Below are 22092 nucleotides of genomic sequence, written 5' to 3' on the forward strand. Positions count from 1 at the left end.
CTGCAACGCATCCAAGACACCCTCAACACTCGGCCCCGACCCACCCTGAACCTCGACACCCCCGCCGACCGCCTCAACGCACTGATCACCCAAGCAGCATGAACCCCGATGTTGCACTCACCACTTGACTTCGGAGTCGAAAAGCGTGCCGGTAACCCACGTTCGGCGGATAGCGCGGCAGGCTGAGTCGGCTCGAACCGCTAACCGAGGAAGTTCGCGATCGCGGCCGTCAGCTCGGGGGAGTCGGAGCTGGCGAGGTTCTGGTAGCTGCCGCCGCTGATCTCGGCCACCGCCTCCCACGTCGCACGATCGGAGTCCGGACCGAAGTCGATGACATTGACGGCCACCGGCCTGGCCTCGTCGAACGCGCCGCGGATGTACTGCTGCAACCCTTCTCCGTTGAGGGTCTGGTCGGTGTGCGGCCCGGTGGTGATCACGAGTACCGAATTCTGCTGCCCCTCACGGAAATTCGCCATCGCTTCGGTGTAGACCAGCCGCAGCGTGGTGAACGAGACCGCGCCCCCGCCGGAGGCGGACTGTTCGTCCAGCGCCGCCGTCAACGCCGCCGACCGGGGCTGGCCGTCGACCTGATCGCTCAGCGGTCCGGTGCTCACCTCCGACCGGCCCGCGGTGCCGTCGAACGTCCACAGCCCCACCGCCGACGAGGCCGGTAACGCCTGCAAACGGGCGTTGAGCGCGGCAACGACGTTCTGCAGCCGGCTTCGTCCGCCTTCGTCGGTGGGCATCGACTGGTCGAGCATGATCGTCACCGCCGGGTTGGCCGCCGGGGCGGTCAACGCGTCGGCCAGCAGCGCGCGTGTCTGCTCGTCGCCCACCGACAGCGGAGCAGGCACCGGCCCGATGTCCACGACGTCGCTGTCGGGCAACGTCCCCTCCGGGGTGCGGAAACCGGCCTTGGCCAGTTCCGCGAGTTGTTCGGGCTTGCGCATGAACCGGGCGAATTCGCTGGCGGCGCTCTTCTGCTCCTGCGACAGCCAATCGCCCGACACCAACACGGTCGGGTAATCGGCCACCGGCGCGGGGCCGGGCGGCAGCCATCCCGAGACCACACCCGCCGCATTCTGCAGACCGGTGCTGCGCTGATACAGCTGCTGTTCGGTGATCGCGACGGCATGCACGGGGGCCGCCGCCGGATCGGACGCGTTGACCAGCGCGTCGAACGCGGTAGAGGTCTTCTTGTCCGCCAGCTGGGGTTGACCCGCCACCACCGTGTTCACCGCGCGGGTGCCGTCACTGGCCGGCGCGCCGGCCGGTACCGACGCGGCCGCGATCGCCTCCGCGGCCAGGTACGACGCATCGCTGTCGCCGCTCAGCGGCAGCACCAGCCGCAACGAGCCCCAACCGGGCAGATTCAGCCCGTCCAACGACGAGGGATTGCTCTGCAAAGCCGGCAGGGTCGACCAGCTCTGTTGTGCCAGAGCGTTCTTCAACTCTGGTCGAACGGCCAGCATCACCGGTGACGTGGCCAGCGACCGGCTGTCGATGATGGTTTGCGCTCCCGACGAGGCCTCGAGCCGGGCCGCCGACACCGAGCTGCCCGGAACCCACAGCGCGGGGCGATCACCCAACTCCTGGGGCCAGGACTCGATGAAGCCGTTGACCACCTGATCGGATTCGGCGGGTTTGACGCCGATCTTCACGCATTTGTCGGCCACCGGGGCGGCGGTCTCGTTGTACCGGTTGGCCAGCGACTGGATCGGTTCGGCGATGTTCGGGTCGGCCACCACCGCGACCGACAGCTCACCGTCGACGCACCGCGCGGCCGCTTGATCGGTGCGGTCGGACAACGCGTCACCGAAGAACCGCCACAGGATGACCGCGCCGACGAGCACCACGACCGCGACCAGGGCCGCGATGACGCCGACGCTGACGCCGCGTCTGCCCGGGGTCACCGCTCGATGGCTACCGGTCCACTCGCCGCCCTCCCACTCGCCGCTGTGCTGCGGACCCGAGCGCGGCGGGGGAGTCGACCCACCGCTTCCGTGATCCGCGTAGTCGGGCTCGTGATCCGAGTAGCGCGGGTCTTCGGGGCCATCCGCATAGTCGCGACGGTCGACATCGCCGTACTCGGAGCCGTAGCCCGCGTCATGAGGTCCGGGCCCCGGTTCCGGACGGTCGCCGAGGTAGGCGAAGCGTTCGGTCTGCGACTCGTCGTGACGGTCGCCGAAATCGCCGCCTGCCGAATCTTCGGGATCCGGTTTACTGTGCCTGCCCACTTCCGCCCTCTACTTGCGACGCCGACCGGTCACCGGATCACGCACCGCCGTGTGCGGCCTTGTATTCGCGGCGGCGGCGGTGCAGGATCGGCTCGGTGTAGCCGTTCGGCTGTTCGGCGCCCGAGAGGATCAACTCCTGCGCGGCCTGGAACGCGATGTTGTGGTCCGGATCCGTTGCCATCGGCTTGAATTCGGGATCCTGCTCGTTCTGCTTGTCGACGATCGCGGCCATGCGCTTGAGGCTGGCCACCACGTCGTCGGGTGTGATGACGCCGTGGCGCAGCCAGTTCGCCAGCAGCTGGCTCGAGATACGCAGCGTCGCACGGTCTTCCATCAGCGCAACGTTGTGGATGTCGGGCACCTTCGAGCAGCCGACACCCGCATCGATCCAGCGCACCACGTATCCGAGGATCGACTGGCAGTTGTTGTCGACCTCTTCGCGGATCTCCTCGGGCGCCCACGCGAGCTCCTTGGCCAGCGGAACGGCCAGCAGCTGCTCGACGCTGGTGCGCTTCTGGCCTTCGAGGTCCTTGTGCACCGCGTACACGTCGACCTCGTGGTAGTGCATGGCATGCAGCGTCGCCGCGGTCGGCGACGGCACCCACGCGGTGGTGGCGCCGGCCTTGGGCTGGCCGATTTTCTGCTCGACCATGTCGGCCATCAGGTCGGTCATCGCCCACATGCCCTTGCCGATCTGGGCCTTGCCGGAGAAACCGGTGGCCAGACCGATGTCGACGTTCTGGTCTTCGTAGGCCTGGATCCACTGCGTGCTCTTCATCGCGCCCTTGCGGATCATCGGGCCGGCTTCCATCGAGGTGTGGATCTCGTCGCCGGTGCGGTCGAGGAAACCGGTGTTGATGAACACCACCCGGTCGGCGGCGGCCTTGATGCAGGCCTTCAGGTTGACGGTGGTGCGGCGCTCCTCGTCCATGATGCCGACCTTGAGGGTGTTGGCCGGCAGCCCGAGCACATCCTCGACGCGGCTGAACAACTCGACCGTGTAGGCCACCTCGTCGGGGCCGTGCATCTTGGGCTTGACGATGTACACCGAGCCGGTGCGGCTGTTGACCAACGGGCCGTTGCCGTCGCCCGACTTGAGGCCGTGGATCGCGATGAGGCTGGTGAACAGCGCATCCTGGATGCCCTCGAACACTTCGACCTCTTCGCCGTTGCCGTCTGTCCGCACGATTGCGTCGTTGGTCATCAGGTGACCGACGTTGCGCACGAACAACAGGCTGCGGCCGGGCAGGGTCAGCTCGCCTTCGCCGTCCGGGGTGGTGTAGGTGCGGTCCTCGTTGAGCTTGCGGGTGAAGGTCTCACCGCCCTTGGTCACCTCTTCGGTGAGGTCACCGCGGTTGAGGCCAAGCCAGTTCCGGTACCCGAGCACCTTGTCGTCGGCGTCGACGGCAGCGACCGAGTCCTCGAAGTCCATGATCGTGGTGACCGCGGATTCCAGGACGACGTCCTTGATGCCCGCCGCGTCGGTCGAACCGACGGGCGACTGCGGGTCGACGAGGATTTCGACGTGTAATCCGTTGTTGCGCAACAGCACCGACCACTGCGGCGAGCCGAGCTCTCCGGTGTAACCGACGAACTGCTCGGGCGCGGCCAGCCCGACCGAGTTGCCGTCGCCGAGGTCGACGAGGAGCTGACGGTCGTCGATTCGCAGACCGGTCGCCTCACTCCAGGAGCCGGACGCCAACGGTGCGGCGCCGTCGAGGAATCGACGGGCGTAGGCGATGACCTTGTCGCCACGAACCTTGTTGTAGCTGCCGCCCTTCTCGGCGCCGTCGTCCTCGGAGATCACGTCGGTGCCGTAGAGCGCGTCGTAGAGCGAACCCCAGCGGGCGTTCGCGGCGTTCAGCGCGAAGCGGGCGTTGAGGATCGGCACCACCAGCTGAGGTCCGGCGGTCGTGGTGATCTCGTCGTCGACGCCGGCGGTCGTGATCGTGAAGTCGTCGGGCTCGGGGAGCAGGTACCCGATCTCGGTGAGGAAGGCCTTGTACGCGTCGTGGTCGAGCGGCTCGATGACCCGCTGCCGGTGCCACTTGTCGATGCGGGCCTGCAGGTCGTCGCGCCTGGCCAGCAGTTCTTCGTTCTTGGGCGTCAGATCGGCGACGACCTTGTCCACGCCGGACCAAAAGGTGTCGGGGTCGATGTCAGTGCCGGGCAACGCCTCGTTGTTGATGAAGTCGTACAGCACCCGGGCCACGCGCAGGTTCCCCACCGTCACGCGATCGGTCATCATTCCTCCTAGAACTGTCGTCCCAGCTTACCCAGCGGTAACCCGGCTTTTCCGCAACCGGCTGGTCAGCCGTCCCGGAGAACCGCGGTCAGAAGCCGTTCGCACTGATCGGCGAGGGCGGCCCGCAGCGGCGCCGCCCGCTCCGCGATGGTCTGCTGGATCCGCACGTATTCGGCACGACCGGCCGGTGTCTCGATCGCGATCGGCTCGAATCCGTATTCGCGGAGATCATAGGGGCTGGCGCGCATGTCGAGTTCGCGGGCTTCGGCGGCCAGCTCGAGGCAGTCCATCACGAACTCGGATTCGACGAGCGGGCCGAGCTTGAAAGACCACTTGTACAGATCCATCGCGGCGTGCAAACAGCCGGGTTGTTCCGTGGCGACCTGGTTCTGCCGGGTCAGCTGTTCGGCGTTACGCGCGACGGCGGGCTCGGTGAAAAACCGGAACGCGTCGAAGTGACTGCAGCGCAAAGGCATCGACTCGACGACCGCGTCGGTGCCGGCGGCGCCGAGCCGTAGCGGCACCCGGTCGTGGCGCACCGTGGGCGACCGGTAGACCATCGCCCACTCGTGCAGCCCGAAACAGTTCAGCCGGGCCGGGCGCGCCGCTGTCGCCCGCAACAGGCGGCCGACGAACCGCACGGTGTCGACGCGCGCAGTCAGGTACTCGCGGCTGACCACCACACCGTCGGAGTCAGCGGCGTACCCCGTTCGGCCCAGGAAGCGCCGCGCGCCGCCGCCGGCCAAGGCGACCCCGAAGCCGGGGTGCCACACCCGCAGCCTGCCGGGCCGAAGGCTGTAATAGGTGAACAGGAAGTCCCAGACCGGGTGCTTCTCACCACACCGGGCCCGGCGACGATGCGGTGCGCAGAACGCGTCGACGCGGCGCTGATGCGCCCGCTCACGGGCGCTCCAATCCGACTCGCCGAGCACGATCACTGTGCGCACGGCGACGTCAGACACGGTGGGTCCCGTCGCGCACGGTGCCCACCAGGTCTTCGACGAGGTCCTCGAGCGCCACCATCGCCTCGACGCTGCCGTCGGGTGCAGTCACCAGCGCCAGGTGGCTGTTGGTGCGCCGCAGCCGCGACAACGCGTCGGGCAACGGCAGCGACGCCGGCACCACCGGCAGTGGGCGCACCATCGAGAGGTCCAGCACGGCGTCGGGGTCGTTGACGAACGCCAGCACGTCCTTGATGTGCAGATACCCCAGGTAGGTTCCGGACGCGTCGGTGATGGGGAAGCGTGAGTAACCCGTCTCGGCCAGCGCGTCTTCGACGGCACCCACCGTCGGCCCCGCCCCTTCGCGGGCCACGGACACCGTTCTGATGTCGCGCAGCGGGAATGCGACGTCCTTGACCGCGCGGTCGCGGATCTGCAGGGCGCGGGTGAGCCTGCTGTGTTCCTCGGGATCGAGCAGGCCCTCGGACAGCGATTCGGCGATCATCTCCGACAGCTCCACCGTCGACACGGTGACGTCGAGTTCATCCTTGGGCTCCACCCGGAACATCCGCAGGACGACGTTGGCGCACCAGTTGTAGAACGCGATCAGGGGCCGGGCCATGCGGATCCACACCAGATAGGTCGGTATCAGCAGCATGGCCGCCGACTCCGGGCCGGCGATCGCGATGTTCTTGGGCACCATCTCGCCGAGCAACACGTGCAGGACGACCACGATGGCCAGTGCGACGACGAAGGACACCGAGTGCAGCACCGCATCGGGCACGCCCACGGCGTCGAACGGCTTCTCCAACAGATGCGCGACGGCGGGTTCGCCGACGCGACCGAGCAGGATCGAGCAGATCGTGATGCCCAGCTGAGCGCCCGCGAGCATCAGCGACAGATGTTCACCGGCGCGGATAACGGTGACGGCGCTCTTCTTGCCCTGTTCGGCCAACGCCTCCAGCCGGTCGCGCCGCGCGGAGATCAATGCGAACTCCGACGCGACGAAGAAGGCGTTGACGGCCAGCAGCAGCACCGTCAGCAGCACACCGAAGAGGTCACCCATCGGCGCTTCTCCCGTCGGCCTCGCCGCTGCGGCCCAGTTCGGTCAACTCGAGCAGGTCGATGCGGCGCCCGTCCATCCGCAGCACGGTGGCCAGCCAGCGGTTCGGGTTCTCCAGCGGACCGTCGGGGTCGAACGCTTCGAGCTCGACCGATTCCCCCTCGTCGGGGATGTGCCCGAGCTTTTCGAGGACCAGGCCGCCGATCGTCTCGTAGTCGCCCTCGGGTGCGCGGAACGCCGTGGCGCTCGCAACCTCGTCGATGCGCAGTAGGCCCGATATCTGCCAGCCACGGCCCGCGGGCACCACGTCGGGCGCCTCGTCGTCGTGCTCGTCGCGGACGTCGCCGACGATCTCCTCGATCAGGTCCTCCACGGTGACCATGCCCGCGGTCCCGCCGTATTCGTCGACCACCAGCGCGGTCTGCAGGCCGTTGGCGCGGATCTGGGTCATCACGGTGTCGCCGTCCAGAGTCGAGGGCACCTTGGCGACCGGCAGCGCCAGCGTGGCCAGGCGGGTGGTCGCGCGTTCGTCGATCGGCACCTCGAACACCTGCTTGACGTGCGCGATTCCGATCGTCTCGTCGAGGTCTCCGCGGATGATGGGGAACCGTGAGTATCCCGTCCTGATCGCGGCGGTGACCAGGTCGGCGACCGTCGCATCGGCGTCGAGGGCCTCGATCTTCTGCCGGGGTGTCATGAGCTCCTCGGCGGAACGGTCCCCGAACCGCAGCGACCGGTCGACCAACACCGCGGTGACGGGGTCCAGTGCGCCGCTGCGGGCCGAACTGCGCACCAGCGACACCAGTTCCTGCGGGGACCGTGCCGAGCGCAGCTCCTCGGCGGGCTCGATGCCGAGGCGGCGCAGGATCATGTTGGCGGTCCCGTTGGTCAGCCGGATCAGCGGGGTGAACAGCGCGGAGAACAGCAGTTGCGGTCCGGCCGACCAGCGCGCCGTCGGCACTGGCCGCGCGACGGCGAGGTTCTTGGGCACCAGCTCGCCGAACACCATCGAGATCGAGGTGGCGATCGCGATCGCCAGAACCAGCGCCAGCCCGCCGGTGTAGCCCGGGGGAATCCCGATCGCGTCCAGGCCGGGGTGGATCAACCGCGCGACGACGGGTTCGGCCAGGTAACCGGTCGCCAGCGTGGTGATCGAGATGCCCACCTGGGCGCCGGACAGCTGGAACGACAGCGTCCGGTGCGCCCGCTGAACCATCTTGTCGCGCCGGTGGCCGCTGCGTGCGTTGCCGTCCACGGTGATGCGCTCGAGTGCGGTCAGCGAGAACTCGGCGGCGACGAACACCGCGGTCCCCGCCGTCAGCAACACGATTGCGAGCAGAGACAGCAACGTCGAAGCGACGCTCATCGGGGTGTCCCCGCGCAGGTGCCGGACCTGTTGTCCGGCCGTCTAGAGGAAGGCTCGGCGTCGGGGGGCTCGGGCCGCTCGGTCCGGTAGGCCCCCTCCGTAACCCGGGCCTCGACGGGTGCCTGCGGCACGGGATCCCTTTCGCGTAGAGGACTGAAGGAAACCCATGGTAACGGGTGATCTTGCGAGGGAGGGATCACCAGCCCGTGGGCAGCGGATGCCCCTCGGCGAAGCCCGCGGCCGACTGCACGCCGAGCACCACCTTCTCGTGCAGTTCGGTCAGATTCGCGGCACCGACGTAGGTGCAGGTGCTGCGCACCCCGGAGGTGATGTGGTCGAGCAGGTCCTCGACGCCTCCGCGGGACGGATCCAGACCCATCCGCGACGTCGAGATGCCCTCTTCGAACAGCGCCTTGCGGGCCCGGTCGAACGACCCGTCACCGGCGGTGCGTGCGGCCACAGCGCGTTTGGACGCCATCCCGTAGCTCTCCTTGAACGGCCGGTTGTCGCGATCGCGCATCAGGTCGCCGGGGGACTCGTAGGTGCCCGCGAACCAGGAGCCGATCATCACGTTGGACGCGCCCGCGGCCAATGCCAGTGCGACATCCCGCGGATGCCGGATACCGCCGTCCGCCCACACATGAGCGCCCAATTGCCTTGCCGCGGCGGCACATTCGACAACCGCGGAGAACTGGGGCCGCCCAACGCCGGTCATCATGCGGGTGGTGCACATCGCGCCCGGTCCGACCCCGACCTTCACGATCGACGCGCCTGCGCTGAGCAGGTCCCTGGTGCCGTCGGCGGAGACCACGTTGCCCGCGGCCAGCGGCAGCCCGAGGTCCAACGAGGAGACCGCCTCGATCGCGTCGAGCATCTTCACCTGGTGTCCGTGGGCGGTGTCGATCACCAGCAGGTCCACACCGACCTCGGCCAGGCTGCGGGCCTTGGCGCCGACATCGCCGTTGATCCCCACCGCGGCCGCGATCCGCAGCCGGCCCCGGTCGTCGACCGCGGGTGTGTAGATGCCCGCCCGGACCGCGCCGGTCCGCGTCAGCACGCCCGCCAGCGTTCCGTCGCTCTCGGTGAGCACCGCCACGTCGACCGGCGCGTGCTCGAGCAGGTCGAACACCTTGCGGGGCTCGGTGCCCACCGGCGCGGTGACGAAGTCCGAGACCGCGACGTCCCGCACCCGGGTGAACCGGTCGACGCCCTCGCAGTTCGCCTCGGTCACCAGGCCGATCGGCCGGCCCTCGAAGACGACGACCGCGGCGCCATGGGCGCGTTTGTGGATCAGGGCGGTCGCATCCGACACCGAGTCGTCGGGGGAGAGCACCACGGGGGTGTCGACGACCAGATCGCGGCTCTTGACGAAGTCGACGGTCTGTTGCACCGCGGAGATCGGCAGATCCTGCGGCAGCACGACGATGCCGCCGCGGCGGGCCACGGTCTCGGCCATCCGGCGGCCGGCGACGGCGGTCATGTTCGCGACCACGACCGGGATCGTGGTGCCCGAGCCGTCGGCGGTCGACAGATCGACGTCCATCCGTGATTGCACATCGGAGCGTCCGGGGACGACGAAGACGTCGTTGTAGGTCAGGTCATATGCGGGTTTGTGCCCGTCGAGAAATCGCATGTCGGCTCAAGTCTAGTTGTCGCCGAGACCGCACAGAGATCGCGATTGAGCCCGATACCGCGATCTGTGCGCAGTCTCGACGAGGGCTCAGGCCTCGACTTCGCTGAGGTCCCCGCTCCACAGCGTGTGGAACCGTTCGGCGGGGTCGGTGTCGATGCGCCCGTAGGTGTGCGCACCGAAATAGTCACGCAGGCCCTGGGTGAGCGCGGCCGGCAGGCGCTCCTGGCGCAATCCGTCGTAGTAGGACAGCGCCGAGGAGAAGCCGGGAATCGGGATGCCCAGTTCGGTGGCCGTGACGACGACGCGGCGCCAGCTGTCGATCGCCGCCTCGATCGCGCTGCGGAAGTACGGCGCGACGATCAGCGTCGGCAGGTCGGGGTTCTCGTCGAACGCGTCCTTGATGCGGTTGAGGAACTTGGCCCGGATGATGCAGCCGCCGCGCCAGATCGTGGCCAGGTCGCCGGGTGTGATGTTCCAGTTGTACTCGGCGCTGCCGGCCTGGATCTGGTTGAACCCCTGCGCGTAGGCGATGATTTTCGACGCGTACAGCGCCTGGCGGACGTCCTCCGTGAATTTCTGGGCGTCGCTGGGCTTTTCACCGAGGTCGCCGGAGGCCAGGCCGGTCGTGGCCTTGCGCTGGGTCACCGATCCGGACAGGGCGCGGGCGAACACGGCCTCGGCGATACCGGTCACCGGGACGCCGAGATCGAGCGCCGATTTCACCGTCCAGCGTCCGGTGCCCTTCTGCTCGGCCTCGTCGAGGATGACGTCGACGAGCGGTTTACCGGTCTTGGCGTCGGTCTGGCGCAACACCTTCGCGGTGATCTCGACCAGGAAGCTGTCCAGGTCGCCGGAGTTCCATTCGTCGAAGACGTCGGCGATCTCGCCCGCCGACTTGCCGAGCCCGTCGCGCAGCAGTTGGTAGGCCTCGCCGATCAACTGCATATCGGAGTATTCGATGCCGTTGTGCACCATCTTCACGAAGTGGCCCGCGCCGTCGGGACCGATGTGGGTGCAGCACGGGACGCCGTCGACGTGCGCCGAGACCTCCTCGAGCAGCGGGCCCAGCGATTTGTAGGACTCGGCCGGGCCGCCGGGCATGATCGACGGACCGTTGAGCGCGCCCTCCTCGCCGCCCGAGATGCCGGCGCCCACGAAGTGCAGGCCGCGTTCGCGCATCGCCTTCTCGCGGCGGATCGTGTCGGTGTAGAGCGCGTTGCCGCCGTCGATGATGATGTCGCCTTCCTCCATCGCGTCGGCGAGTTCGTTGATCACCGCGTCGGTGGGGTCGCCGGCCTTGACCATGATCAGCACACGGCGCGGCTTCTCGAGCGCGTCGAGGAATTCGGCGATGGTCTCGCTGCGCACGAACTTTCCCTCGGAGCCGTGCTGTTGCAGCAGCGCGTCGGTCTTGGCGATCGAGCGGTTGTGCAGCGCGACGGTGTACCCGTGCCGGGCGAAGTTGCGGGCGATGTTCGATCCCATGACGGCAAGCCCGGTCACCCCGATCTGAGCGGTACCGGTGGTGGATGCGGAAGCGTCAGAGCTCATACGGGCAGCCTTTCGTTGTTTTGTTGTGTGAACGCCTCATTCGCGCGGCTTGTCGCTTAGGCGCTGAACAGCCGCTGCAGTTCGGTCAGCCACGGCAGCACCACCGCGACGGTCGGCACCACGAGCACCGCCGCCGCGGCCGCGTACGCGCCTGCGGCCAGCGCCAGGCTGTTGGGCCGGCCCCCGAGCCGGCGCACCCGCAGCACGGTGGTCGGGCCGCCCGCGGCCAGCGCACCCGATGGCGTCCGGCCGGCCGCGCACGCGACGAGTGCGCGGGCCAGGGGAGTGGGACCGGCGATGCGGACCGCCGCGTCGTCGGCCAGCATCTCGACCAGCAGCCTCACCGCGTGCAGGGCGCTTCCGCTTCGGACGAAGCGCGGGAACGCGGCATTCACCGCGGTGAACATCTCCAGCACGAGATCGTGCCGGGCGCGCAGGTGCGCGCGTTCGTGAGTGAGGATCGCGGCGATCTCGTTGTCCGCCAACGTCGTCAGCGCGCCCTCGCTGACCACGACGCGGCTGCGCACACCCGGCAGGCAGTACGCGAGCGGCTGGTCCACGTTCAGGATGCGAAGTCCGCCACCGGCGTGGGCGTGGGCCCATTTCTGCGACTTGCCCACCAGGTCGACGACCATGCGGTGGTGGGCGCGACGGCGCCGTGTCGCGATGGCCACCTGCAGCACCGCCACGATCAGACGCGCACCGATCACCAGCGTCAGCGCGAAGACCACCACGTAGGCGATCCACACCGGCCAGCCCAGGACGGCGATCTCACTGGTGATGGTGGCGGTCGGCCGACCGTCGGGACCCGGCGCGAAAAGCCTGCTGGCGATGGCGATGCCGGCCGAGAAGGCCGACAGAACGGCGGCCAGCGCGATCGCCTGCCACAGCACGATGGCCGCTCGCGGTGCGCGGAACGGCCACGACGCGCGCGCCAGGAGGGCGGGCACCGGTCCCGACAGGACCAGCGCCAAGACGGTGAAGGCCAGCGCGGACACGCTGTCAGTCTCTCTCAGCCGGTACCCGAATTACCAGCGGGCGGCGCTACGCGAACCTTGCCTTCCAGTTCGGTCAGTGCACGCCGCAACGCCGCGGCTTCGTCTGCGCCGACCCGCTCGACGAAATGCACCAGCGCGGCTTCCCGGCTGCCCGAGTCGGCGGCCTGGTCGAGCGCGTCGACCATCAGGCCCGCGACGAGTTCATCGCGACCGTGGGTGGGTGCATAGCGGTGGGCGCGGTCATCGCGGTGCTGCACGACGAGGTTCTTCTTGGCCAGCCGCTGCAGCACGGTCATGATCGTGGTGTACGCCAAGTCGCGTTGGGCGGAGAGCGCCTCGTGAACTTGGCGCACGGTTTGGGGTTCGCGCGAAGACCACAGGTGATCCATCACCGCGCGCTCAAGTTCCCCTAAACGCGTCAACTTCGCCATGGTCCGTTCATCTCCCTAGAGCTATCGATCCAGCGTACTACGCCTTACTACGGTGCGTCGTATTTCGCCTGGTGGACAAGCCGGCATCGTCGCCGGCTCGGGCCTGCCTCCGTGGTCACCGCCCTTTCGAGGGATGGTGTGAAAGCAGTCACAGGGTCTGGTCGTCGTGACGCGCCTGGCTATAGTAAGCCTTACCTAACTTGAATATGGGAGGCCCTATGACGGTATTGGTCGACGATCCGCTCATCGCGAGCATGGCGATCCACCGGACGCTGCCGCTGCATGAGTCGAGTCGGCGGCTCCGTGAGCTCTACCCCGAGTGTCCACGGGTCTACGGCGTCGCGGTGATGCGGGATCTGTCCCGGCGGCGGTGGTGGCCGCTGGCCGATGCGTTGACCACGGACCGCCTGCAGACGATGTTCGATCTGGCCGCCGAGGAGACCGACAGCCGCGCGGCGGTGGCGCACCAGTTGGCGGCCACCCTCGCCCACGTGGTCGTCGGACGCGTCGTACCGCTGGTCGTACTCGAAGGGCGCGCATGGGATACCGGTCTGGAGAACCTGTGGGTGCACGTCGACTCCGAAGGTGCGATCGACTGGGTCGGCGTCGTCGACCCGACGCTGCGGGCCCTTCCCGACGATCCGTACTTCAATTGCAGGGCAAACCGCGCCGGACGCTCGACGCGCGACGGCATCGTGGCGCTGCCAAGCGAGGCGGCGTTGACGACGTGGGTCGCGCACCGCAGCCACCGTGCGCTGGCGCCGCTGTACGCCAAGCTGGCCGACATCAGCGGGGGCGCGATGTCGGTCCCCTCGATGTGGCACGTCGTGGGCGGCGCGGTCGTCAGCGCCGCCACCCAGGTACCGCTCCTTGCCGGATCCAGCGAGTGGACGAGCATGCGGCGCGGGCAGGCCGTGCTCGATGCGCTCGTCGGCTTCGGGCTTCCGGTCCGCGGCACCTCGCGGTCAACCCCGGGGAAGGTCTTGCTTAATTAGGCAAGCCTTGCCTATGCTCTTGACCAGAGAGTGACACGAACCACCGGACCGCGCCGGAGTCCTGAGGGCTGCAGAGACCCCCGGTCCACACGGAGGACGGGCCCCGCACCATTGGTGCGGGGCCCGTCCGCATGTGTGCCGATTTCCAGATACGTCAGGTGTTTTCGCTGCCGGCCTGTTCGACGGCGCCACCGCTGTCGGCCCACTCGCCGAACGCTCCGAGGTTGTACACCTCCTGATACCCGAGCTCCTTGAGCGCCTGACCCGAGAGCGCCGAGCGCCCACCGGAGGCGCAGTACACGATCACCGGCTTGTCCTTGGAGAAGTTCTGGTCGTGGTACGGCGACTCCGGGTCGGCACGGAACTCGAGCATGCCGCGGGTGACGTGGACGGCGCCCGCCACCTTGCCGCTCTTGTCCAGTTCGGGGGCGTCGCGGACGTCGACGACCAACGCGCCCCTGGCGATCAGATCCTTCGCCTCGTCGTGGGAGATCTTCGGCACCACGGCATTGGCGGCTTCAACGAGTTCTTTCGCGGTCTTGGCCATGGCTGACCTAACTCCGCGCACCCGGCGCGGTCACGGCGTCGGACAGCGTGTAGACACGTTCCGTGACTTCCGACCTGCCTTCCGACCTGGGTAAGGGCTTCGACACCGAACTCGGCCTGACCTATCTCGAACTCGGTCCCGACGGCGGCCGGGCACAGCTGACGGTCACGGACAAGCTGCTGCAGCCGTACGGCATCGTGCACGGCGGTGTGTACTGCTCGATCGTGGAGAGCCTGGCCAGCGTGTCCGCCGCGGTCTGGCTCGCCGACAACGGTGGCGGGAACGTCGTCGGCGTCAACAACAACACCGACTTCCTGCGGGCCATCTCCTCGGGAACCGTCACCGCGGTGTCCACACCGATCCACCGCGGCCGGCGTCAGCAGCTGTGGCAGATCACCGTCACCGACGACGACGACCGGCTCGTCGCGCGCGGACAGGTGCGGCTGCAGAACATGCCCGCGGAGTAACAGGTCGCGTGCGCTGCTGATCGCCGCGCTCCGTGGCAATATCGCCCACTATGCGTTTATCCCCGCATGAGCAGGACCGCCTGCTGATGTCCTACGCGGCCGAGCTCGCCCGGCGCCGGAAGGGCCGTGGCTTGAAGCTCAACCACCCCGAAGCGGTCGCGCTGATCACCGACCACCTCCTCGAGGGCGCCCGCGACGGCCGCACGGTCGCCGAGCTCATGGCCAGTGGCCGCGAGGTTCTGCGCCGCGAGGACGTCATGGAGGGCGTACCCGAAATGCTCGAGGACGTCCAGGTCGAGGCGACGTTCCCCGACGGCACCAAGCTCGTCACCGTCCACCATCCGATTCCGTGACCGGACCGATGGTGCCCGGCGAAATCCTGTACGGGGACGGCGAAATCGAGATCAACGCGGGCGCCGAGCGGCTCGCGATGGAGGTCCTCAACACCGGGGACCGACCGGTACAGGTCGGCAGCCACGTCCATCTGCCGCAGGCCAACGCCGCACTGTCCTTCGACCGCGCGGCCGCGCACGGCCACCGGCTCGACATCCCGGCGGGCACCGCGGTGCGGTTCGAACCCGGTGTCGCCCAGACTGTCTCGCTCGTCCCGCTCGGAGGCTCGCGCGAAGTGCACGGGTTGAACCTGTCCCCGCCCGGGCGGCTGGACCCGCGATGAGCACGTCCGCCGAGAGCAGAGGAGCCCGATGACCCGGTTGCCACGCGCCAGGTACGGCGCCCTGTTCGGGCCGACCACCGGCGATCGGATCCGACTGGCCGACACTGGCCTGTTCATCGAGATCACCGAGGACCGCAGCGGCGGACCCGAACTCGCCGGGGACGAGGCGGTCTTCGGCGGGGGCAAGGTGCTGCGCGAATCGATGGGGCAGGGACGTGCGACACGCGCCGACGGGGCGCCCGACACCGTCATCACCGGCGTGGCGATCCTGGACTACTGGGGAATCATCAAGGCCGACATCGGCATTCGTGATGGCCGCATCAGCGCGATCGGCAAGGCCGGCAACCCCGACATCATGTCGGGCGTCCATCCCGGCCTCGTGGTCGGGCCGTCGACCGAGGTCATCGGGGGCAACGGCCGGATCGTCACCGCCGGCGGCATCGACTGCCACGTGCACCTGATCTGCCCCCAGACGATGGCCGAAGCGCTCGGCGGCGGCATCACCACGATGATCGGCGGCGGTACCGGCCCGGCAGAGGGCAGTAAGGCCACCACCGTCACCCCCGGCGCATGGCACCTGGCCCGCATGCTCGAGTCGCTGGACTCCTGGCCGATGAACATCGCGCTGCTCGGCAAGGGCAACACGGTCAGCGCCGAGGCCATGTGGGAGCAATTGCGCGGGGGCGCTTCTGGATTCAAACTGCACGAAGACTGGGGCAGCACGCCCGCCGCGATCGACGCCTGCCTCACGGTGGCCGACGCGTCGGGCGTACAGGTCGCCCTGCATTCGGACACCCTCAACGAGGCGGGCTTCGTAGAGGACACCGTCGGCGCGATCGCCGGCCGGTCGATTCACGCCTACCACACCGAGGGCGCCGGTGGCGGGCACGCTCCCGACATCATCACCATCGCCGCACACCCGCACGTGCTGCCCAGTTCGACCAATCCGACGCGGCCGCACACGGTCAACACGCTCGACGAGCACCTCGACATGCTGATGGTGTGCCACCACCTCAACCCCAGCGTCCCCGAGGATCTCGCGTTCGCCGAGAGCCGCATCCGGCCGTCGACCATTGCCGCCGAGGACCTGCTGCACGACATCGGGGCGATCTCGATGATCGGCAGCGACGCCCAGGCGATGGGCCGCATCGGCGAAGTGGTCATCCGCACCTGGCAGACCGCGCACGTCATGAAACGCAGACGCGGCGCACTGGAGGGCGACACCACGGGGGCCAGGGCCGCCGACAACAACCGCGCGCGACGCTATGTCGCCAAGTACACGATCTGCCCGGCGATCGCGCACGGCCTCGACGCCGAGATCGGATCGATCGAGGTGGGCAAGCTCGCCGATCTGGTGCTGTGGGAGCCCGCATTCTTCGGTGTGCGGCCGCACGCAGTGCTCAAGGGCGGCATGATCGCCTGGGCCGCAATGGGAGACGCCAACGCGTCGATCCCGACCCCGCAACCGGTGCTGCCGCGCCCCATGTTCGGCGCGGCGCCGTCGGCGGCCGCCGCCACGTCGGTGCACTTCGTTTCTCAGCAGGCCGTCGACGACGGACTGGCCGACCGCATCGATGTGAAACGCCGCCTCGTGCCGGTCAAGGATGTTCGCAACGTCGGTAAGGCCGATATGCCGCTCAACGACGCGCTGCCACGCATCGAAGTCGATCCCGACACCTTCACCGTTCGCATCGACGGAGACGTCTGGCAGGAGCAACCTGCGGCCGAATTGCCGATGGCACAACGATATTTCCTGTTCTGAACCCGATGACGAATCTGACCTCACTCCTCGCACTGGCCGACTCGCGGTTACCGACCGGCGGGCACGTGCACTCCGGCGGCGTCGAGGAGGCGGTCACCAGCGGACTGGTCGCCGACGTGACCACGCTGCGCGCGTATCTGCGCCGACGCATCCGAACCCAGGGCCTCGTCACCGCATCATTGGCCGCCGCGGTGCACACCGGGACACTCGGACCCTCCCAGGCCGACCACGAAACCGATGCCCGCACACCGGCGCCCGCCGCCCGCCAGGCGTCGCGCGCCCAGGGGCGAGGCCTGGTTCGGCTGTCCCGCCGGGTGTGGCCCGACGAAGACTGGAGCGCACTCGGCGCGACCCCGCACCTCGCGGTCGCGGCAGGATGGGCCGGGCGCGCGGCGGGGTTGACTGCGCAGCAGACCGCCCTCTCGGTGGTCTACACCACGATGACGGGTTCCGCGACGGCCGCGCAGCGCCTGCTCGCGCTCGATCCGGGTGACGTCGCCGCGCTCACCTTCGAGCTGTCGACGCTGTGTGACCTCACCGCGGCCTCGGCGGCAAAAGAACTGGCCGACCTGTCCGATCCCGTGCTCGACGTGCTGGCTCAGCGTCACAGCAGGCGTGAGCGCCCCTTGTTCGCCTCGTAGTCCGCGCCCCCCGAAAGGATCGTCATGCCACCGCATTTCACCGACGGCGAGCCACACCGCCATCTCGAGCGGCCCAAGCGCGCGCGACAGCCCGGGGAGCCGTTGCGCATCGGCGTCGGCGGTCCGGTGGGTTCGGGTAAGACCGCCCTGGTCGCTGCGTTGTGCCGGCAGCTGCGCGACGAGGTGTCGCTGGCCGTGCTGACCAACGACATCTACACCACCGAGGACGCGGACTTCCTACGGCGCCATGCCGTGCTGCCCGACGAGCGGATCGCCGCGGTGCAGACCGGCGGCTGCCCGCACACCGCGATCCGCGACGACATCACCGCCAACCTCGACGCCATCGACGACCTCATCGCCGGAAACGACCGGCTGGACCTCATCCTCGTCGAATCCGGGGGAGACAACCTGACGGCGACGTTCTCCTCAGGGCTGGTCGATGTCCAGATCTTCGTCGTCGATGTGGCCGGCGGCGACAAGGTTCCCCGCAAGGGCGGTCCCGGGGTGACCTACTCAGACCTGTTTGTGATCAACAAGACCGACCTCGCCCCACTGGTCGGAGCCGACCTCGACGTGATGCGGCGCGACGCGACGGCCGTGCGCGGTGAGCGCCCGTTCGTGATGATCTCGCTGACCGAGGACCCCGCGGCCTCCGCGGTGCTGGACTGGGTGCGCGCCCAACTCCGGGTGCCCGTCTAGTGCGATCCGAGGTCCTGATCGTCGCGCGGCGGGACCGCCGCCCGCGCATCGAATGCGCCGGCGGTCTGGCTGCCCGGCTCACCGGGCCCGACACGGTCCATCTCGTGTCGGCGGCGGCGACCCCGTTGGGTGGCGACGTGCTCCATTTCCGCGTCGTCGTCGAACCGGACGCTCGGCTGCGGATACGCACCGCCGCCGCGACCATGGCTCTGCCCGGTACGAAAACCCCTGAATCCCATGCGATCTGGGAGCTCGATGTGGCGGGCTTGCTGGACCTCGACCCGGAGCCCACGATCGTGGCCGCCGACTCACGCCACCACAGCTCGGTCCGCCTCGATCTCGGCGCATGCGGACGGGTCAGGATCCGCGAGCGGGTGCAGATCGGCAGATCCGATGAACGTGATGGGTTCTGGTCGGGATCGCTGCACGCCGACGTCGACGGCGCTCCACTGCTGCGGCACCGCATCGAGCTGGGCAGGGGATCGGTCACCGACGACGAGATCGGCGCGCCGATGGCGGCGATCAGCGAACTGAGCTACCCGGACGCCGACGTCGACACCACGGGTGAACCGCTGGCGCTGGCTGCGGGCGGCTGCCTTGCGACGTGGCAGGGCGCGCGACTCTAGCCTGCGACCTTCTCGGTGTCGCGTACGCCGGCCGCGATCTCCTCGAGCTCCTCGATTCGGGTGCGGGCGTAGGCCTGCTGCTCGGTGATCGTGAGGTTGCCGCGCTGCGTCGACAGGAACGTCACCGTCCACGACACCAGCGTGGTGAGCTTGCGCCGGAAGCCGACCAGATACACGAGGTGCAACACCAGCCAGGCCAGCCACGCGATGAAGCCACCGAACTCCAGCGGGCCGATCTTGGCGACCGCGGAGAACCGCGAGACCGTGGCCATCGAACCCTTGTCGAAGTATTGGAACGGTTCGCGCTGCGTGGGGTCGGCGCCCTTGAGCTCGGCCCTGATCGCGTTGGCGGCATACCGTCCACCCTGAATGGCGCCCTGCGCCTGCCCGGGTACGCCCTCCACATGGGCCATATCGCCCACCACGAACACGTTCGGATGGCCGGGCAGCGTCAGGTCCGGGTTCACCAGCACGCGCCCGGCCCGGTCGACCTCGCCCTCGGACTGCTCGGCGAGGTCCCGGCCCAGCGGGCTGGCCTGCACACCGGCCGACCACACCTTCGTCGCGGACTCGATACGCCGGATCGTGCCGTCGGAGTCCTTGACGGTGATGCCGTTGCGGTCGACGTCGGTGACCATGGCGCCGAGCTGGATGTCGACGCCCATCTTCTCCAGCCGGGCCTGCGCCTTCTTGCCGAGCTTTTCGCCCATCGGGGGCAAGACCGCGGGCGCGGCGTCGAGCAGGATCACCCGCGCGGTGGTCGAATCGATATGGCGGAACGCACCTTTGAGGGTGTGGTCCGCCAATTCGGCGATCTGTCCGGCCATTTCGACGCCGGTCGGACCCGCACCGACCACCGTGAACGTCAGCAGCTTCTCGCGCCGGGCCGGATCACTGGAACGCTCCGCCTGCTCGAACGCGCTGAGGATGCGCGCCCGCAGCTCCAGCGCGTCGTCGATGGACTTCATGCCCGGTGCCCACTCCGCGAAATGGTCGTTACCGAAGTAGGACTGGCCGGCGCCGGCGGCGACGATGAGCGTGTCGTAGGGGGTGACGTAGGTGTGGCCCAGCAGCTCCGACTTGACCGTCTGGTTGGCCAGGTCGATGTGGGTGACATCCCCGAGCAGCACCTGACAGTTCTTCTGCTTGCGCAGGATCATCCGCGTCGGGGGAGCGATCTCGCCGGAGGGGATGATGCCGGTGGCCACCTGGTACAGCAGCGGCTGGAAAAGATGGTGGGTGGTCTTGGCGATCAACTTGACGTCGACGTCGGCTCTCTTCAGCCTTTTGGCAGCGGTCAGCCCGCCGAACCCTGACCCGATGATGACGACCTTGTGCCGATCAGATGCAGTGGCTCCGGGATGGCTCATTCTGGGCTCCTCGACGGTGCTTCCACGTGCAGTTCACTACCCGTAACGGTAGTCGCCTGAACACCCGATCAGTGAACGGGTTCGCTGTGTTATATCCCACCCGGTGCAGCGATCACCCACCGAGCAGCGGTCGAAGCGCTTCGCCCACCGCGGTGACACGGCCGGGGTGGTAGCCGTCGAGGCTCGTCACCGGGCTCAAGATCACCCCGTCGACACCGGCGTCGAGGACCTTGGTCTTGATCTGCTCGGCGATCTGATCGGCACCGCCGAACACCGCTTGCTGTTTGAAGTCGTCCGGGATGACGTCGCCGGTGACGTTCTCGTCGATGATCGCGACGACGAGCATGCTGGTCTCCAGCGTCGCGGGGTCGCGGCCGATCTCCTCGCAGCGTTCCTTGACCACCTGTATCTTGCGCGGCAGCTCGTCGAAGCCCGCGATGATGTTGAGGTGGTCGAAGTGCCTGGCCGCCAGCGGGATCGTCTTCTTCTCGCCGCTGCCACCGATCATCAGCGGAATGTGGTCGCGGAACCGCGGTTCGGCCATGGCCTCTTTGGCGCGGTAGTACTTGCCCTCGACCGTCGGGCGCTCGCCGCGCAGCATCGGCAGGATGATCTCCAACGCCTCGCCGAGCTTGTTGAAGCGGTCGGTGAAGGTCCCGAACTCGTATCCGAGGCTGTCGTGTTCGAGCTCGTACCAACCGGTGCCGATGCCGAGGATGGCGCGTCCCTGGCTCATCACGTCCAGTGTGGTGATCGCCTTGGCCAGCAGCGTCGGATTGCGGTAGGTGTTGCCGGTCACGAGGGTCCCCAGCTGAACCCGCTCGGTGGCCGTCGCCAGACCGCCCAGCGCCGTGTACGCCTCGAGCATGGGCTGGTCCGGCGTGCCGAGTCCGGGCAATTGATAGAAGTGGTCCATCACGAAGACCGAGTCGAAACCGGCCGCCTCGGCCTCCTGCGCCTGCGCGATGACAGTGGGGAAGATCTCGGCCACGCCCGTGCCGTAGGAGAAGTTGGGGATCTGGAGCCCGAGTTTGATGGTCATGAGAGCACGTAACCACACCTAAGCGGAGCGGTCACCCCGTTTAGCTTCGGGCGAAAGGCGGAATATCAGCCGAAGTTTGCGAGCGCGCCCTTGCTGACATGCAGAACCTGGCCGGTGATGTGGCGCGCGGCCGGCGTGGTGAGGAACAAAGCGAGCCGCGCGATCTCGTCGGCGACCGGCGGAGGTGTGCGCGACAGGCCCTCGTACCCGGGCTCGGCGCTTCGGCCCGAGGCCACCGCATTGACGGTGATGCCGCGCGTGCCGAAGTACTCGGCCTGACCGGCGGTCCAGTCGGCGAGCGCAGCCTTGACCGCCGCGTCCGCGCTGCCGACGGCCGGGTTCTCGGGGACCACGTTGACGATCGAACCGCCCGATCGCAGATGGTCGCCGAGGATCTGCACCGTCAGCACGGCCGACACGACCGTCGAGTCCAGCGCCGCACGCCACGCCCTGGCCAGGTCGGACAGCGAATAAGTGCGGGGATCGCCGCCGTCCCACCCGGGGGCGGGCACGTTGACGATCGTGTCGAGGTGGTGCGGAAACTGCTGTCGGGCCGCTTCCAGGCTGTCGGGATCGGTGTTGTCGAGCACGATCGCGTCGACGTCGAGTTCCTTGGCGGCGACTTCGAGTTCGTCGCGGCGGGCGCCCACGATCACGACGCGGTGACCGGCGTCGCGGAAGCCTTCGGCGATCGTGCGGCCCAGATCGGTGTCACCTGCGGTGACGAGCACCTCCATCGCGAGGACCTCCCTGTCGTGTTCGACGCTGAACGCAGCGATCCTCCAAATGTTACTGGACAGTA

21 protein-coding genes are annotated in these 22092 nt (G+C 68.3%); 8 read left to right on the forward strand and 13 right to left on the reverse strand.

What is annotated here, in order from left to right; translation table 11 throughout:
• Positions 1-200 precede the first annotated feature (200 nt).
• The 9 genes from RMCN_RS18735 to RMCN_RS18775 form a co-directional block, all read right to left on the reverse strand.
• Entirely contained in the window at positions 201-2237 is a 2037-nt protein-coding gene (locus RMCN_RS18735) for a substrate-binding domain-containing protein (RefSeq protein WP_067392346.1), read from the reverse strand.
• A gap of 37 nt (positions 2238-2274) precedes the next feature.
• Positions 2275-4482: a malate synthase G gene (locus RMCN_RS18740; protein WP_064415250.1), complete on the reverse strand. Its 2208-nt coding sequence runs from the start codon at positions 4480-4482 to the stop codon at positions 2275-2277.
• A gap of 65 nt (positions 4483-4547) precedes the next feature.
• On the reverse strand, positions 4548-5444 hold the full coding sequence (locus tag RMCN_RS18745; protein WP_084377573.1) for a 3-methyladenine DNA glycosylase: 897 nt from the start codon (positions 5442-5444) through the stop codon (positions 4548-4550).
• On the reverse strand, positions 5437-6489 hold the full coding sequence (locus RMCN_RS18750; RefSeq protein WP_064415235.1) for a hemolysin family protein: 1053 nt from the start codon (positions 6487-6489) through the stop codon (positions 5437-5439). Before RMCN_RS18750 ends, RMCN_RS18745 begins: the two co-directional genes overlap by 8 nt.
• Positions 6482-7852, reverse strand: coding sequence for a hemolysin family protein (locus RMCN_RS18755; RefSeq protein ID WP_064415234.1), 1371 nt, complete (start codon positions 7850-7852; stop codon positions 6482-6484). Before RMCN_RS18755 ends, RMCN_RS18750 begins: the two co-directional genes overlap by 8 nt.
• Positions 7853-8048: 196 nt before the next feature.
• Entirely contained in the window at positions 8049-9485 is a 1437-nt protein-coding gene (locus tag RMCN_RS18760; RefSeq protein ID WP_067392347.1) for a GuaB1 family IMP dehydrogenase-related protein, read from the reverse strand.
• Positions 9486-9572: 87 nt separating this feature from the next.
• Complete coding sequence (gndA, locus tag RMCN_RS18765) at positions 9573-11036, reverse strand: NADP-dependent phosphogluconate dehydrogenase (RefSeq protein WP_067392348.1); 1464 nt, start codon at positions 11034-11036, stop codon at positions 9573-9575.
• A 56-nt stretch (positions 11037-11092) separates the two neighbouring features.
• Positions 11093-12034 carry a M56 family metallopeptidase gene (locus tag RMCN_RS18770; protein ID WP_064415231.1) on the reverse strand — a complete coding sequence of 314 codons (942 nt, stop codon included), beginning with the start codon at positions 12032-12034 and terminating at the stop codon, positions 11093-11095.
• A 14-nt stretch (positions 12035-12048) separates the two neighbouring features.
• Positions 12049-12465: a BlaI/MecI/CopY family transcriptional regulator gene (locus RMCN_RS18775; protein ID WP_064415230.1), complete on the reverse strand. Its 417-nt coding sequence runs from the start codon at positions 12463-12465 to the stop codon at positions 12049-12051.
• A 218-nt stretch (positions 12466-12683) separates the two neighbouring features.
• Between RMCN_RS18775 and RMCN_RS18780 the strand changes: the two genes are divergently transcribed.
• Positions 12684-13460 carry an iron reductase gene (locus RMCN_RS18780; protein WP_067392350.1) on the forward strand — a complete coding sequence of 259 codons (777 nt, stop codon included), beginning with the start codon at positions 12684-12686 and terminating at the stop codon, positions 13458-13460.
• A 154-nt stretch (positions 13461-13614) separates the two neighbouring features.
• On the opposite strand, the gene RMCN_RS18785 is transcribed toward RMCN_RS18780, so the two are convergent.
• The gene (locus RMCN_RS18785; protein WP_067392351.1) at positions 13615-14007 is read right to left on the reverse strand and encodes a rhodanese-like domain-containing protein; all 393 of its coding nucleotides are present in this window, start codon (positions 14005-14007) and stop codon (positions 13615-13617) included.
• Between the two features lie 62 nt (positions 14008-14069).
• On the opposite strand from RMCN_RS18785, the gene RMCN_RS18790 reads away from it, so the two are divergent.
• Genes RMCN_RS18790 through RMCN_RS18820 form a run of 7 tightly spaced genes read left to right on the forward strand, consistent with a single transcriptional unit; the run spans position 14070 to position 18878 of the window.
• The gene (locus RMCN_RS18790; RefSeq protein WP_064415227.1) at positions 14070-14474 is read left to right on the forward strand and encodes a PaaI family thioesterase; all 405 of its coding nucleotides are present in this window, start codon (positions 14070-14072) and stop codon (positions 14472-14474) included.
• Positions 14475-14524: 50 nt separating this feature from the next.
• Positions 14525-14827 (forward strand): urease subunit gamma, encoded by a 303-nt coding sequence (locus RMCN_RS18795; RefSeq protein ID WP_064415226.1) that lies wholly within the window; start codon positions 14525-14527, stop codon positions 14825-14827.
• Positions 14828-14835: 8 nt separating this feature from the next.
• Positions 14836-15150: an urease subunit beta gene (locus RMCN_RS18800; protein ID WP_064415248.1), complete on the forward strand. Its 315-nt coding sequence runs from the start codon at positions 14836-14838 to the stop codon at positions 15148-15150.
• Positions 15151-15178: 28 nt separating this feature from the next.
• Positions 15179-16912, forward strand: coding sequence for an urease subunit alpha (locus RMCN_RS18805; RefSeq protein WP_064415225.1), 1734 nt, complete (start codon positions 15179-15181; stop codon positions 16910-16912).
• A gap of 5 nt (positions 16913-16917) precedes the next feature.
• Entirely contained in the window at positions 16918-17553 is a 636-nt protein-coding gene (locus RMCN_RS18810) for an urease accessory protein UreF (protein WP_064415224.1), read from the forward strand.
• A 24-nt stretch (positions 17554-17577) separates the two neighbouring features.
• Positions 17578-18252, forward strand: a complete 675-nt coding sequence (gene ureG, locus RMCN_RS18815; protein ID WP_067392353.1) for an urease accessory protein UreG — start codon at positions 17578-17580, stop codon at positions 18250-18252.
• Positions 18252-18878: an urease accessory protein UreD gene (locus tag RMCN_RS18820; RefSeq protein ID WP_067392356.1), complete on the forward strand. Its 627-nt coding sequence runs from the start codon at positions 18252-18254 to the stop codon at positions 18876-18878. Before ureG ends, RMCN_RS18820 begins: the two co-directional genes overlap by 1 nt.
• On the opposite strand, the gene RMCN_RS18825 is transcribed toward RMCN_RS18820, so the two are convergent.
• The 3 genes from RMCN_RS18825 to RMCN_RS18835 form a co-directional block, all read right to left on the reverse strand.
• Entirely contained in the window at positions 18875-20248 is a 1374-nt protein-coding gene (locus RMCN_RS18825) for a type II NADH:quinone oxidoreductase Ndh (RefSeq protein WP_064346378.1), read from the reverse strand. The genes RMCN_RS18820 and RMCN_RS18825 overlap by 4 nt on opposite strands.
• A 112-nt stretch (positions 20249-20360) precedes the next feature.
• Positions 20361-21290, reverse strand: coding sequence for an LLM class F420-dependent oxidoreductase (locus RMCN_RS18830; RefSeq protein WP_067392359.1), 930 nt, complete (start codon positions 21288-21290; stop codon positions 20361-20363).
• Positions 21291-21355: 65 nt separating this feature from the next.
• Positions 21356-22027 (reverse strand): SDR family oxidoreductase, encoded by a 672-nt coding sequence (locus tag RMCN_RS18835; protein WP_064415220.1) that lies wholly within the window; start codon positions 22025-22027, stop codon positions 21356-21358.
• Positions 22028-22092 lie beyond the last annotated feature (65 nt).

The sequence above is a fragment of the Mycolicibacterium novocastrense genome (genome assembly GCF_001570485.1).
GTDB classification, from domain to species: domain Bacteria; phylum Actinomycetota; class Actinomycetes; order Mycobacteriales; family Mycobacteriaceae; genus Mycobacterium; species Mycobacterium novocastrense.